This window comes from Phycicoccus elongatus Lp2 (assembly GCF_000367525.1).
GTDB classification, from domain to species: Bacteria; Actinomycetota; Actinomycetes; order Actinomycetales; family Dermatophilaceae; genus Phycicoccus_A; species Phycicoccus_A elongatus.
Genome location: NZ_HF570956.1, coordinates 2,551,980 through 2,565,505, shown reverse-complemented (window position 1 = coordinate 2,565,505; position 13,526 = coordinate 2,551,980). Strand labels below are relative to the sequence as shown.

Genomic DNA, 13,526 nt, shown 5'->3' with positions numbered 1-13,526 from the left:
GGGAGGGCGCGGGACGACGAACTGGGTTGGGAAATGGGGCCGACCGCTCAGGCGCGTCGGCCCGGACTGATCGGCGTGGCGCCCTCGCGGGTCGTGTGGCCCTCGTGGTCCAGCTGGGCCAGCGCCTCGGAGATGCCCTGCACCACAGTTCCCACGATCGGCATCGAGATGTGGCCGACCCCATGGAGCTTGATGTTGCGCCCGGCCAGGTCAGGGTGGCGCAGGGCGCCGTTGCGCTGGGGGAGGACGACCTGGTCGGCGTCGGACCAATAGGTGATGAAGCGCGTCCGACACCCTGGCACGGGTGCATCCAATTCCTCGAGGAAGGCGCTGCCCGGCCTCATCTGGGTGATGACGCGCAGCGGCACGGCATAGGCGGCATACGTCCCGCCGTGGGGGGTGCCGACCGTCACGAGGGTGTGGACCCGCTCGTCCCCGCCGAGGCGAGTGACGTAGTAGCGGGCGATCAGGCCACCGAGGCTGTGCCCGACGATGTGGATGCGCTCATAGCCGGTCTCGGCGACGATCGCCTCCACCTCGGCGCCCAGGTCGAGTGCGGCGCGGCGCAGATCAGTGGTCAGGGTGGACCAGTTCATCGCGAAGATCGAGCCGAAGCCGCGCCGGGACAACCCGCGCCGCAGGAGCGTGAAGATCGACCGGTTGTCGATCAACCCGTGCACCAGCAGGATCGGTGTCCCCGCCGCTTCCAGATGGTGCAGGAGCAGGCCCCGCTGGATCGGTGGCAGGTGCTCGATCCGGTAGTCCGTGCGGTGCGAACCCCGGCCGCCGAGGTGGCCGAGCGGATAGGTGAGCAGATGGGTCGCCACCCATGCGGCCTCGATGGCCGAGCCGAGGATGACCTGCGGAGTGGTGACGAGGCTCGCCAAGTGGCCGATCGCGCCGCGCAGACCCCCGCGACGTGATGCGCCATCGACCTCGAAGTGCCCGAGGGGGGCCGTCCCTGACGGGACTGCATGTCGTCGATGACTGGGCATGGCCTCGTCAGGGTAGCCCCCTCGCGAGCGCTTGTCAGCGATCCGGGCTGGCCAATTCGGGCACCCGCGCAGGTGCCGCAGGGCGCGCGAACGGCGCCGCTCGGCCGTGAGATGTCCCTCAGCGAGCTCCTCACGGCACACCGGGCTCCGCGCGCCCACTAGGCTGGCCGCCGGATCAATCCGTGTGCTGTGCGCCGGACGGCGCTGCTGCCATCGACTGAAGAAATGAGGCTGGATCGCTCGTGGACCTGTTCGAGTACCAAGCACGTGACGTCTTCGAGAAGCACGGCGTGCCCGTGCTCGCGGGCGCTGTCGCCACCACCCCGGAGCAGGCGCGGGCCGCTGCCGAGGAGATCGGCGCCAAGAGCGGCGGCGTGACCGTCGTCAAGGCCCAGGTCAAGACCGGTGGCCGCGGCAAGGCCGGCGGGGTCAAGGTGGCCAAGTCAGCCGAGGAGGCCGAGCAGCTGGCCGCTCAGATCCTCGGCATGGACATCAAGGGTCACACCGTCAAGACGGTCATGATCGCCCAGGGCGCCAGGATCGCCGAGGAGTACTACTTCTCCATCCTGCTCGACCGCGCGAACCGCACCTATCTGGCCATGTGCTCCAAGGAGGGCGGCATGGACATCGAGCAGCTCGCTGTCGAGCGGCCCGAGGCGCTCGCCAAGATCGCCGTGGACCCCAACGTCGGCATCGACACGGCCAAGGCCCAGGAGATCGTCGACGCTGCCGGCTTCGACGCCGAGACCGGCGCCAAGATCGTGCCCGTCCTCGAGAAGCTCTGGGACGTCTATCAGGGTGAGGACGCGACCCTCGTCGAGGTCAACCCGCTGGTCAAGACCGAGGACGGCGACATCGTCGCCCTCGACGGCAAGGTCTCCCTCGACGCCAACGCCGACTTCCGCCAGCCCGACCACGCGGCACTCGAGGACAAGGAGGCCGCGGACCCGCTCGAGGCGGCCGCCAAGGAGAAGGACCTCAACTACGTCAAGCTCGACGGGAATGTCGGCATCATCGGCAACGGTGCAGGCCTGGTCATGTCCACCCTCGACGTCGTCGCGTATGCCGGGGAGGAGCACACCGGTGGTGTCTCCAAGCCGGCCAACTTCCTCGACATCGGTGGCGGCGCCAGCGCCGAGGTCATGTCGAACGGGCTGCACATCATCCTGGGTGACCCGCAGGTCAAGGCTGTCTTCGTCAACGTCTTCGGTGGCATCACCGCATGTGACGCCGTCGCCGACGGCATCGTGGCGGCTCTGGACAACCTGGGCGACGAGGCCACCAAGCCGCTCGTCGTCCGCCTCGACGGCAACAACGTGGAGGAAGGCCGGCGCATCCTCGCCGAGCGCAACCACCCGTTGGTGACCATCGAAGAGACCATGGACGGCGCGGCCCAGAAGGCCGCCGAGCTGGCCGCCGCCAACTGAGCACAGGACGAGAGAACACAGACATGGCAATCTTTCTGACCGAGAACTCCAAGGTCATCGTCCAGGGCATGACCGGCTCCGAGGGCATGAAGCACACCACGCGCATGCTCGCCTCGGGCACCAACATCGTCGGTGGGGTCAACCCCCGCAAGGCCGGCGAGCAGGTCGCCTTCCCCGGTGAGGTCACCGTCCCCGTCTTCGGGTCCGTCAAGGAGGCGATGGACGCCACCGGCGCCGACGTCTCCGTGCTCTTCGTGCCGCCGGCCTTCACCAAGGCAGCCGTCATCGAGGCGATCGACGCCGGCATCGGCCTGGCCGTCGTCATCACCGAGGGCGTGGCCGTCAAGGACACCGCCGAGTTCTACAACTACAGCCTCGGCAAGGGCACCCGGATCATCGGCCCGAACTGCCCCGGCCTGATCAGCCCCGGCAAGTCCAACGCGGGCATCATCCCAGCCAACATCGCCGGCCCCGGCAAGATCGGTCTGGTCTCCAAGTCCGGCACCTTGACGTACCAGATGATGTACGAGTTGCGCGACTACGGCTTCTCCACGGGCGTCGGCATCGGCGGCGACCCGATCATCGGCACCACCCACATCGACTGCCTCGAGGCCTTCGAGGCCGACCCCGAGACGGTCGCGATCGTCATGATCGGCGAGATCGGCGGCGACGCCGAGGAGCGGGCCGCGGCCTACATCAAGGACAACGTGACCAAGCCGGTCGTCGGCTACGTCGCGGGCTTCACCGCGCCCGAGGGCAAGACGATGGGCCACGCCGGCGCCATTGTCTCCGGCTCCTCGGGCACCGCCCAGGCCAAGAAGGAGGCCCTCGAGGCCGCCGGCGTCAAGGTCGGCAAGACGCCGTCCGAGACGGCCCAGCTCATGCGCGACATCATGCGTGATCTGGACTCCGAGGTCGTCTGAGACCTCGCGCACCAGCCGGCCACCCGGCATACGACTGAGGGCCCGTCACCGAATCCGGTGGCGGGCCCACGGCGTGTGCTCGAGGGTTCGCGCGGCCCGTCGGGCGAGACTGGGTCGCGATGACTCTGCTCGCCGATCCTCCCGACACCGCCACCGACGAGAAGGTGCCCCAGCGGCTATGGATGCCTGCCGTCCTGGGGCTCGCGGGCGCCATGGCGAGTCTGCTCATCGTCATTGGCGCCACCCTTGTCATCTGGTCGGTCGACAACCTTTCGCCGGGCACTCCCGGACAGGCCGCCGGGCTGGGCTCGTCGCTCTGGCTGGCTCTGGGCGGCACCCGCCTGCACCTGGCCGCCACTCCCGTGGGCTTCGTTCCGCTGGCGCTCGCCGCCCTGCCCTGGGCCGGTGCCTTCATGTCGCTGCAGTGGGTGCTGCGCCGCCGGGGTGAGTCCGACGGTTGGATCGCCGGCCTGCTGGCCGCGCCCGTTCTTCGCCTCATCGGCATCTGGTGGGGTGGGTATGCCGCGGGCGTCGGCCTCGCTGTCGCCCTCAGCACCCTCGGGCCCGCGTCAGCGTTGTCCTGGACGCTGGTCGGTCCGATCCTTCTGGTCCCCCTCCTGGCGTGTGCCGTCGCGTTGGGCCGCGAAGCGCGCGATGACGAATGGCTCCTGGGGCCACGTCTGGACGGGTCCGCACTGCCGGTCTGGGTACGCCGAGCACTGCGTCCGGCATTGTGGGGCACCGCCGTGCTGCTCGCGATCGGGGCGGTGCTGGTCGTGTCCATGGTCGCCCTGTCCTGGGATCGCGTCGTCGCCGTGCAGACGGCCATCGGGGGAGGCGCCATGGCAGCCCTGACGACCTGGCTGGTCCAGGGGGCGTCGCTGCCGAACCTGGCCCTCTGGGCGCTCTCCTTCCTGGCCGGCCCGGGTGTCTCGGTCGTCGACGGTGCCTCGCTCACGTGGTCCGGATCCTCGTCCGGCCTGCTCCCCCTCGTGCCCGTGTTCGCTGCTCTGCCCCAGCCCGGCGCCTTCCCGTGGTTCACGGTGCTTGTCGTCATCGTGCCGATCCTGTGCGGCGGGTTCATCGGGCGACGTGCCCTGGCCGGCGTGGCCAGGCTCTCGGCCCTGCGCACCAAACTGCTTGTTGCCGGGTCTGCCGCCGTGGGGACCGCGATGCTCATCGGCGCCCTCGACCTCGTGGGCGGGGCCACGCTCGGTGCCTATCGTCTGTCGGACGTCGGGGCACCGGCTGGGTGGCTGACGCTGGCGCTGGCCGGCGAGTTGCTGGTGGGTGCCCTCCTGCACGCCGTCTGGGACGCTTGGCGGCTGCGTCGTTGACGACGCCCCCGCATCCTGAGCGCGTCGTCGCCCGGTCAGCAGCCTCGGTTATCGTGAGTTCATCGTTCTTCCCCAATGGAGTCAGTCATGAATCGTCGTGTTTCGCCCCTGCGTACTGCCACCTTGATGGCCTGCGTCCTCTCCGTCGGAGCAGCCCTCGCCGGGTGCAGTGATGACTCCCCGTCAGCCAAGTCTTCGAGCAGCAGTAGTGCGTCGACGTCGGCGAGCGCGTCCGCCAGCGAGTCCGCCTCCGCAAGTGGGTCTGCTGCACCGTCCGGAGGTGCTGCCGCGCCGGCGCCGACGACCAACTACACCCCGCCCGGTGGCGGGGCGGCGCCCAGCGTGGCCGTGACCGCTGCCGCACAGGGTGCCGGGTCGCCGGCCTGCACGGCGCTCAGCACTGTCCTGGCCAACGTCGGCACCATCGGGAACAAGGCCTACTCGGGCACCGTGGAGCAGGCTGATGTCGACCGCGCCTTCGGCGGCACTGCGCTCGCCGGGGTGCCCGCCGATGCGATGCCCTATGTCGAGGCCGTCAAGGTGGTCGCCGAGAAGTTCCCGGGTCGTGACGCGGTGGCGGCGAGCACCTTGTTCATGGACTGGGACCCCGCCTACAACGGCCTCGCCGCGACCGTGACCAAGGTCTGCTCCTGACCGACTGGGCCCGACACGGCCAGATGCCCTCGTGCACTGGCCCGGTCCCCGTAAACTCGGGGCACCATGAATGACGATGTCTGGCTCGTGATCCCCCTCTACAACGAGGAGACCGTCATCGAGGACGTCGTTCGGCAAGCCCGGATGACCTTTCCCAATGTCTGTTGCGTCGACGACGGATCCTCCGACGGTTCGGTCGCGGCGGCGCAGCGAGGCGGCGCGGTGGTCGTCAGCCACCCCGTCAACCTGGGTCAGGGCGCGGCCCTCCAGACCGGTTTCGAGTACGTGCGCAGTGACCCGCAGATGGCGTATGCGGTGACCTATGACGCCGACGGGCAACACCAGGTCGCGGACGTGTCGGCGATGGTGGCGCGAGCGCGCGAGGCCGACCTCGACATGGTGCTCGGCTCACGGTTCCTCGAAGGTCAGATCGAGGCCGGTGCACTCAAGCGCCTGATCCTGCGGATGGCGACGGCGTTCACGAACTTCACGACCGGCACCAAGCTCACCGATGCCCACAACGGCCTGCGCGTGCTCAGCCGTCCCGTGGTCGAGCGTCTCGACATCCGTCAGAACCGGATGGCCCATGCCTCCGAGATCGTCGCCCTCTTCGGGTCCATGACGATCGATGGACGACCGCTGCGCTATGAGGAGATGCCCGTCCACATCCTCTACACCGAGTACTCCAAGGCCAAGGGTCAGTCGGTCTGGAACTCCGTGAACATCCTGGCGGAGTTGTTGTGGCGATGAGGACCCTGATCATTCAGCTGGTCCTGATCGCCGCCACCGGCGCGATCGTCTGGCGGTTCCTCAGCGGCGTCGGGCAGCGCAGCCAGGCAGTGCGCCGGATCGCCCTGCTCGTCTTCGGTGTCCTGGCCGTGGCGTCGATCCTCTTCCCCGAGACCTGGACGATGGCGGCCAACTTCATCGGGGTCGGCCGGGGGACCGACCTGATCCTCTACATGTTGGTGGTTGCCTTCTTCTCCTTCATGGCCACGACCTTCAAGAGGTCGCGAGACGCCGACATCCGCTACACCAAGTTGGCTCGTCGGCTGGCGCTCGACGAAGCGGTGCCTCCCTCGGTGCACCGGGCGACCACTGCGGTCGAACTGCCCAGCGATGTCACTGACGATCGCGAAGACGACGCACCCGGCAAGGTATGACCCCCAATCCCTCGATCGACGCCGTCAGCACCTATCGCCTGACCGCCGGCAGCCCGCGGGTTCGGATCGCGGACTGGCTCGCCCACGAAGGACTCACGGCGACCTGGCACACGTATGCCGGCACCGCGGACGTGCTCCCAACGACCGTCGCCCGCCACCCGCTGCGCATCCTGCGCGCCGAGGCGAGCGTCCGACGAGGGTGGCCGTCCCAGGTGCTCGTCCTGTCGCGGGAGGCGTCCCCGTGGTCCTTGGGGGAGGTCGAGGAGACCCTGCTTCACCGAGCCGAGCGCGGCGTGTATGACGTCGACGACGCCATCTTCGCCGACCGATCACCGATCCGGCGAGCGATGCGGATCGACCGGAAGTGGGCACGAATGGTGGGTGCCGCCGACGTTGTGGTGGTGGGCAACGATCACCTCGCCGAACACGCTGCGCCGTTTGCCCGCGACCTGCGCATCATCCCGTCGTGCATCGAGCCGGGTGACTACCTTGCCAAGACCTCCTGGGATCTCGCCGCCGCTCCCCGGGTCGTCTGGCTCGGCTCTCCGGCCACAGAGCACTATCTCGAACCCCTCGCCGCGGACTTGGGACGGCTCCACACGCGCACCGGTGCCCGCGTGACCCTGATCAGTGGTCCCGGATCGAACCCGCGCCTGGCGTCGATCGATCACCTCGTCGACCGGGTCCCTTGGTCGCTCTCGACCGTCGCGACCGCTCTGTCGGAGGCCGATGTCGCGATCGGACCCCTTGACGACACGGCATACGCTCGGGGCAAGTGCGCCTACAAACTCCTGCAGTATGCCGCGACCGGCCTACCGATGGTGGCGAGCCCGGTGGGGGCCAATGCCCTGGCCCTGGAACGCTTCGACGGGGTCGCCGTCGCCGCGGGTGGAGACTGGACCGAGGCGCTGGAAGCGGTGATCACCGAATCCGCCGCTCGGCGCGAGGCCCGTGGTCGGCAGGGTATCGCCGCCGTGGCGGAGCACTACTCCTTCGAGGCCTGGTCGCCGCACTGGCGAGCGGCCGTCCTGGGGTCCTAGGAGGGCACGGGCAGGTCTCCCGTGGCGATCCGGTGCAGGACGTCGACGAGCATGAGTCGCTCCTGCACCTTGATCCGCTCGTGCAGGGACGCCTCGTCGTCATCGGGGTTCACTCGCACCTCGCGCTGATCGATGATCGGCCCAGTGTCGACTCCCTCGTCGACCCAGTGGCAGGTCGTGCCGGTGACGACCACCCCGTGGGTCAGGGCATCTCGCACGGCGTGGGCACCGGGGAAGCTCGGCAGTAGGGCTGGGTGGGTGTTGAGAATCCGATGGCGACCCAAGGTCACCGGACCGATGATCTTCATGAAACCCGCAGACACGACGACCTGGGGGCCCAGGTCACTGATCGCCTGGCACAAGGCGGCATCCCAGGCGGCTCGGTCGGGGTGAGCGGCGACGTCGACCACGAAGGTCTCGAGCCGCGCCGCTCGCGCGCGGGCCAGCCCGGCGATGTCGGTCCGATCGGAACCGACACCGACGAGTCGGTAGGGGGCTCCACCGCTCGCGACGTCGTCGATGAGCGCCTGCAAGAGGGTGCCCGACCCGGAGACAAGGACGACGACATCAAGCATGGCCGGCCACCTGGGTGATCTCGTCGATCACCTGATCCCAACTGAAGCGCTCGTTGACGCCTGCCCGCGCGCGCGTCCCGCGCCGAGCGCTCGCGGCGGGGTCAGCCAAGGTTTCCTCGAGAGCGGTGCGCAAGGCGGCTGGGTCTCGGGATGGGACCAACCACCCGTCATCCGTGCCGGCGATGATGTCGCGGGTGCCCCCGACGTCGCTGGCGATGATCGGCATCCCCAGCGCGGCGGCCTCGAGGACGACAGTCGGGAGGCCTTCGGTGTGGCTGGGATGGACGAGCACGGAGGCGGCCCGCATCCGCTCCTGCACCTTGTCCGGAGGCACCGCGCCGTGGAAGGTCGCCTCGATGCCAAGCCGTGCGGCCTCGGCGGCCATGGCTTCTCGTCCGGGGCCCTCGCCGACGACGTCCAACGGCATACCGAGGCCGGAGAGGGCGGTCACGGTCTCGTGGGTGCCCTTCGCATCCACCAGTCGGCCCACGAAGAGAGCGCGTGGTGACTCCGGTGCTGACCACGCCGTCGGTGGCAGGACCATTCCGCGCCGTGCGACATGGGCCTCCACTGCGCTCAACCGGCGCACGAAGTCGGCGGATCCGGCCGAGACGCTGAGCACCCGGTCGGCTCCGCGCAACACCGGGACTCCGAGGACCCGGTCATAGGACGACGCGACGGTGCGCACGACGGCCGACGAACTCTGGACCGCCGATCCGCCGTGCTCCACGTGCACCCAGGGGACACCATGGCGTCGGGCGAAGCGTCCGGCCAACCAACTGGCCGGATAGAAGCGGGTGTGGCTGATCACGACGTCCGGCGGCTCGACCAGGGCCCGATCGGCCAGGGTCCCGATCGGGCCGCGAGGGCTTCCGAAGCCACTCACCGGCTCCCACAAGGGATAGGTGACCACGCGGAGACGATCATCCGTGCGCCCCTCTTCCGGCGTCGGACCGCCCTGGTCGCTGGTGACCACGGTGACCCGCCAGCCGGGGCGGCGCAGCCACTCGGTGTGCAAGGCAGCGGCGTAGGCCTCGACCCCCCCGACGTGCGGAGGGTAGAAGGTGGTGAAGTCAACCACGTGCACTCGCCGACCCTACAATGTGGCGGGACCGAGCAGTCCTGAGCGTCCGGCACGCCTCCGGCCGAGCCTGCGGAAGGAGTGCCACGTGGCCGCGCGCAACCTGGCCTGGGCCACCCTGCTGGGAGTGGTTGGCCTGGCCGCCCAGGGCGGCGCGAGATTCCTGCACACGACCTGGGTGGGCAACACGGCTCCCGACCGTCTCGGCACCCTGAGTGCCCTGCTGTCGATCTCGGTCTTCCTCACCCTGCTCGGGCCTGCGGCCGCAGGCATCGCCGCGGGCAGGTTCGCGCCGGCGGGAGCGCCGCGAGGACCAGAGCTGCTCCAGGCACTCAGCACCGCGATGCTGTGGACCGGAGGTGGTCTCACGCTGGTGACGGCCGTCGTGGCGGCGACGGTGACCGGGCCGGTCGGGATCGTCACCTGCTGTGCCCTCGTGCTCAGCTATGGCGCCTACCTCTACTGTCGCGGAGCGCTGATCGGCTCCGGGCGCGTGATGCGTGCCGCAGTTCTCGACATCGCGACGGCCGTCCTGACCGTGCTCGCCGTGTGGCTCGTCGTCAGCCACCAGTGGTGGGACGCCCTGCTGCTGCCTCCCACCGTCGGTTACCTGGCCTTTGCCCTGCTCGCGCGACCGCGTCCCGTGCGGGCCGGAGCGACTGAGGAGGAGCGTCGGACCCTGCGGTCGTTCCTCGTCACGAACTCGGTGGCGCAGATGGCCACCGGTGCCCTCGTGCCGGCCACCATGCTGTGTGTCGAGTGGTTCGACCGGCCGGGGAGCAGCGCTTTCGCCGCGGCACTGGCGCTGGCCACACCGCCCAACATGATCGCCCAGGCACTGTTGCTCGTGCTCGTGCCGCACTTCGCCACGGCCCCGCGGACCGCGGCCGGTGGGGTGGCCCGTCGCCACGTGCTCACCCTGCTCGGCGTGAGCGCCCTGCTCTGGGTGCTGCTCTTCGGGACGATGGTCCTGATCGCCCCCCAACTGCTGGACCTCGTCTACCCCGGCAAGTTCCCCGAGGCCGCGGACACCCTGCGCGCACTGCTGGTGATCATGGGGGTCTCGTCGGTGGCAGTCCTGCCGACTGCTCTGCTCCTCGGGACCGGCCGCGAGCGGCAGCAGGCGAGCGCCGCGCTCGCGGGCATGGCCGTCGGGTTGGCTGCGCTGCTGGTCCTCGCCCCACGCTGGGGAGCCGATGGCGCCACGGCCGGTTTCGCGGCCGGGATCGCCGTCACCGCTGGCCTGGCCTTCCTGCTCGGTCTCAGGTCCGGACCGGCTGCTCCGACTCCGGGGCGTGCGGACCCGGTGGGTCCGACCGATCCGTCGGTGGAACTGACGACGGAGGGGTGAGGGCGGCGCTGTCCTTCGCCGTGGTCGACTGTCCTGCCTTGGTGCGCTTCCAGAGGCGGCGCTGGCTCGGGCCGGCGTCCTCCGGCCCGGCAGACGGTGCATCGACGGCCGACGTCGGCCGCCATGAACTGCCGGCCAGCAGCACGGCGAAGGCCACGACCGCAAAACAGATGGCGCCCATCACGAAGATGACGCGAGGGCCCGGGACGCCGGGCCACCACCACTCGATGTCACGTCCGAGAATCACCGGGCCGTCGAGGCCGGTGAGGTAGCGCCGCAGCGTGGTGTAGAGACCAAGCGCATTGGCCAGGCTGATGAAAACGGCAGCGATCACTGCCTGGGAACGGGTGATCCTCACGGCTCCCCGATGGACGTGGTCATAGGCGAGCAGGGCCAGCAGCACGGGGGCGAGGGGGAGCAGGTAGCGCGGCTGCACCCAGAAGCCGACCTTCTCGCCGAGCTGTTGGAGAAGCTTGAGCGGGAGGGCCACCAGGACGATGGCGATCAGTCCCGCCGAGAGTGCCTTGCGGAGGGGGAAGCGTTGGATGCCGGTCACGATGACGAAGATCGCGGCGAACAGGCTCGAGGACGAGACCACGGCGGGCATGGGGTTGTCGAGCCAGCCCAGCGCCCAGCCCCCGAACATGCCGATGAGGATGTTGGGGAGCTCGGTGAGGTTGTAGTAGAAGAGGTGGGTCGGCTTGTCGATGACCTTGTTCGGGGTCGACCCGATCAAGCCGGCCTGGCTGTTGGTCACGAAGGTCACCAGCCCGATGAGCCCGATGGCCACGAAGCCCGGCAGGCGGGTGAGGAGCCAGCCCTTCTCCCAACGCACCGTCGCGATCGCGACCGCCGCGGTCGTGACGCAGAGATAGGGCCCCGCGTCGCCGCGAGCGCTGACCGCTTGGGCGGCGCCGACGATCGCGATGCCGGTGGCGACCAGGTGACGCGTGCGTGTCTGCGCATCGGCGGCGATGAGCAGACCCAGGGCAGCGACGGCGACCCCGACAAAGGCCCAACCGCTGGGGTTGACCGAGGCTGTGAGGAAGATCCCCAAGGGGATCATCGGGGCGAGGAGGGCCATGCCGAGCAGACGCCGCTGGCCGGTGTTCGCGACGAGCGCCAACCCTCCCAGAAGGAGGACGGCGAGCACGACGTTGAAGATCCGCATCATCGCGACGGACCGCTCCACCCACGGCCCGACGAAGACGTGCATGACCCGGTAGTAGGCGCCGGGATACTCGCCCTTGTTGAAGCGGTCGGTCCGGATGGTCTGGGTGTCGGAGATGTGTGTCGTGCAACTCCCCGAGACCTCGGGGTGGAAGGCAAAGCAGGCGGCGGACTGGGCGACCGACTTGGGGACCTCGATGGACTTCAGCGATCCGTCCGCAGCGCGTTCGACGCCGCATTCGCCGGCGCTGAGCGGCACCGGACACCAGATGGATGCCTGGTGGTAGTCGTCGTCAGGTGACGCGCCGATCGGGGAGGCGAGCGACCAGCAGATGCCGCTGACGAGGGCTGCCGCGAGGACGACGACCACGCTCACGGACCGCCAGCCTCCGGGGACGCCGATGGCCCGCCAACGTCGGGGGTTGGTCACGCTCACTCCTCATCGTCGTCGGCGAGGCTAGCACGCAGGCCGGCGACACCCCTGCCGGTCCCGATCGGCACGCCGGACCACGACCGCCCAGGCCCCCAGGGCCGCGCCGGGCGGGCGCTGGAGCGAGCCGCGCCGACCGGTAGACTCGCCATCGACGACTGGCGAGGGTGGATCACCACCGGGAAGTTCGATCGCGAGCATCGCCCGCCTGGGTGCTCCGGCCCACGCTGCAGCGACCCTGCGCCCGCCGATTGGAGCCCCATGGCCGTCGAGGTCACCCCACCCGGACCCACTCAGGACGTTCGCCCCGTGCGTCGCGCCCTCATCTCGGTCTTCGACAAGACCGGCCTCGAGGACCTCGTCCGCGGCTTGGCCGATGCTGGCGTGGAGCTCGTCTCCACGGGGGGCTCGGCAGCCCTGATCGCTGGTCTCGGACTGCCCGTGACGCGCGTCGAGGAGCTCACCGGTTTTCCGGAGTGCCTCGAGGGTCGCGTGAAGACCCTGCACCCGATGGTGCACGCCGGCCTGCTGGCGGACACGCGCAAGCCGGATCACTTGGCCCAACTCGAGGACCTCGGTGTGGCGCCCTTCGATCTGGTCGTCGTCAACCTCTACCCCTTCCGGGAGACGGTGGCCTCGGGGGCGAGCCAGGACCAGGTCGTCGAGAACATCGACATCGGCGGCCCCTCGATGGTCCGCGCCGCCGCCAAGAACCACCCCAGCGTGGCCGTGGTCGTCGACCCCGCGGCATACCCGTCGGTGTTGGCGGCGGTGCACGGCGGAGGGTTCACCTTCGAGCAGCGCAAGCTCCTGGCGGCCCAGGCGTTCGTCCACACCGCCGACTACGACACCGCGGTGGCGTCGTGGATGGGCAACGCCTATGTCGACACCTCGGAGGGAACCGGCTTCCCCGCCTGGATGGGGGCGACGTGGACCAAGGTGGGGACCCTGCGCTACGGCGAGAACCCCCACCAGCGAGCTGGGCTCTACACCTCCTGGCGTGATGGGGTCGCCAACGCCGAGGTGCTGCACGGCAAGGAGATGTCGTACAACAACTACATCGACACCGACGCCGCGGTGCGCGCCAGCCTCGACCACGGGGATCAGCCGACGGTCGCGATCATCAAGCATGCAAACCCGTGCGGGATCGCTGTGGGCGCGTCGATCGAGGAGGCGTATGCCGCGGCGCACGCCTGCGACCCGGTCTCGGCCTATGGCGGCATCGTCGCGTCCAACCGGCCCGTCACGCTCGAGATGGCGCGCGCCCTCAACGACACCTTCTCCGAGGTCGTCGCGGCGCCGGACTTCGACGCCGACGCGCTCGCGGCGCTCAAGGAGAAGAAGAACCGGCGCCTGGTCAGGCTCCCCGCCGCTCTGGCG

General features: G+C 69.5%; 13 protein-coding genes and 1 riboswitch. Of the genes, 9 read left to right on the top strand and 4 right to left on the bottom strand.

The window, feature by feature from the left end; translation table 11 throughout:
- Positions 1-47: 47 nt before the first annotated feature.
- Positions 48-887, bottom strand: coding sequence for an esterase/lipase family protein (locus tag BN10_RS12345; RefSeq protein WP_233354315.1), 840 nt, complete (start codon positions 885-887; stop codon positions 48-50).
- Between the two features lie 350 nt (positions 888-1,237).
- Between BN10_RS12345 and sucC the strand changes: the two genes are divergently transcribed.
- From sucC to BN10_RS12310, 7 genes are all read left to right on the top strand, one after another.
- Positions 1,238-2,422, top strand: coding sequence for an ADP-forming succinate--CoA ligase subunit beta (gene sucC / locus BN10_RS12340; RefSeq protein ID WP_010851586.1), 1,185 nt, complete (start codon positions 1,238-1,240; stop codon positions 2,420-2,422).
- A 23-nt stretch (positions 2,423-2,445) separates the two neighbouring features.
- On the top strand, positions 2,446-3,345 hold the full coding sequence (sucD, locus tag BN10_RS12335; RefSeq protein WP_010851585.1) for a succinate--CoA ligase subunit alpha: 900 nt from the start codon (positions 2,446-2,448) through the stop codon (positions 3,343-3,345).
- Between the two features lie 119 nt (positions 3,346-3,464).
- A complete protein-coding gene (locus BN10_RS12330; RefSeq protein ID WP_010851584.1) occupies positions 3,465-4,682 on the top strand; it encodes a cell division protein PerM in 1,218 nt (405 codons plus the stop codon).
- A gap of 348 nt (positions 4,683-5,030) precedes the next feature.
- On the top strand, positions 5,031-5,336 hold the full coding sequence (locus BN10_RS12325) for a hypothetical protein (protein ID WP_156917224.1): 306 nt from the start codon (positions 5,031-5,033) through the stop codon (positions 5,334-5,336).
- Positions 5,337-5,402: 66 nt separating this feature from the next.
- Complete coding sequence (locus BN10_RS12320; protein WP_010851581.1) at positions 5,403-6,086, top strand: glycosyltransferase family 2 protein; 684 nt, start codon at positions 5,403-5,405, stop codon at positions 6,084-6,086.
- The gene (locus BN10_RS12315; protein ID WP_010851580.1) at positions 6,083-6,499 is read left to right on the top strand and encodes a DUF2304 domain-containing protein; all 417 of its coding nucleotides are present in this window, start codon (positions 6,083-6,085) and stop codon (positions 6,497-6,499) included. Before BN10_RS12320 ends, BN10_RS12315 begins: the two co-directional genes overlap by 4 nt.
- Positions 6,496-7,539, top strand: a complete 1,044-nt coding sequence (locus BN10_RS12310; RefSeq protein WP_010851579.1) for a glycosyltransferase — start codon at positions 6,496-6,498, stop codon at positions 7,537-7,539. The genes BN10_RS12315 and BN10_RS12310 overlap by 4 nt, the downstream gene beginning before the upstream one ends.
- Here the strand turns inward: BN10_RS12310 and purN are convergent.
- Positions 7,536-8,114: a phosphoribosylglycinamide formyltransferase gene (purN, locus tag BN10_RS12305; RefSeq protein WP_010851578.1), complete on the bottom strand. Its 579-nt coding sequence runs from the start codon at positions 8,112-8,114 to the stop codon at positions 7,536-7,538. The two genes, BN10_RS12310 and purN, sit on opposite strands and share 4 nt — an antisense overlap.
- Positions 8,107-9,201, bottom strand: a complete 1,095-nt coding sequence (locus tag BN10_RS12300; protein WP_010851577.1) for a glycosyltransferase family 4 protein — start codon at positions 9,199-9,201, stop codon at positions 8,107-8,109. Before BN10_RS12300 ends, purN begins: the two co-directional genes overlap by 8 nt.
- 82 nt (positions 9,202-9,283) lie before the next feature.
- On the opposite strand from BN10_RS12300, the gene BN10_RS12295 reads away from it, so the two are divergent.
- Complete coding sequence (locus BN10_RS12295) at positions 9,284-10,546, top strand: polysaccharide biosynthesis C-terminal domain-containing protein (protein WP_010851576.1); 1,263 nt, start codon at positions 9,284-9,286, stop codon at positions 10,544-10,546.
- Here BN10_RS12295 and BN10_RS12290 read toward each other — a convergent pair.
- Entirely contained in the window at positions 10,458-12,146 is a 1,689-nt protein-coding gene (locus BN10_RS12290) for a DUF2142 domain-containing protein (RefSeq protein WP_010851575.1), read from the bottom strand. The genes BN10_RS12295 and BN10_RS12290 overlap by 89 nt on opposite strands.
- Before the next feature lie 145 nt (positions 12,147-12,291).
- A riboswitch (ZMP/ZTP riboswitch) is annotated at positions 12,292-12,367 on the top strand.
- A 40-nt stretch (positions 12,368-12,407) separates the two neighbouring features.
- On the opposite strand from BN10_RS12290, the gene purH reads away from it, so the two are divergent.
- The coding region (gene purH, locus BN10_RS12285; RefSeq protein ID WP_084311063.1) for a bifunctional phosphoribosylaminoimidazolecarboxamide formyltransferase/IMP cyclohydrolase at positions 12,408-13,526 on the top strand (1,119 nt) is incomplete at its 3' end.

Excerpts from the sequence above, each read along its gene's own strand:
- sucD (WP_010851585.1), top strand. The coding sequence starts at position 2,446 with ATGGCAATCTTTCTGACCGAGAACTCCAAGGTCATCGTCCAGGGCATG.
- BN10_RS12330 (WP_010851584.1), top strand. The coding sequence starts at position 3,465 with ATGACTCTGCTCGCCGATCCTCCCGACACCGCCACCGACGAGAAGGTG.
- BN10_RS12320 (WP_010851581.1), top strand. The coding sequence starts at position 5,403 with ATGAATGACGATGTCTGGCTCGTGATCCCCCTCTACAACGAGGAGACC.
- BN10_RS12315 (WP_010851580.1), top strand. The coding sequence starts at position 6,083 with ATGAGGACCCTGATCATTCAGCTGGTCCTGATCGCCGCCACCGGCGCG.
- BN10_RS12310 (WP_010851579.1), top strand. The coding sequence starts at position 6,496 with ATGACCCCCAATCCCTCGATCGACGCCGTCAGCACCTATCGCCTGACC.
- purN (WP_010851578.1), bottom strand. The coding sequence starts at position 8,114 with ATGCTTGATGTCGTCGTCCTTGTCTCCGGGTCGGGCACCCTCTTGCAG.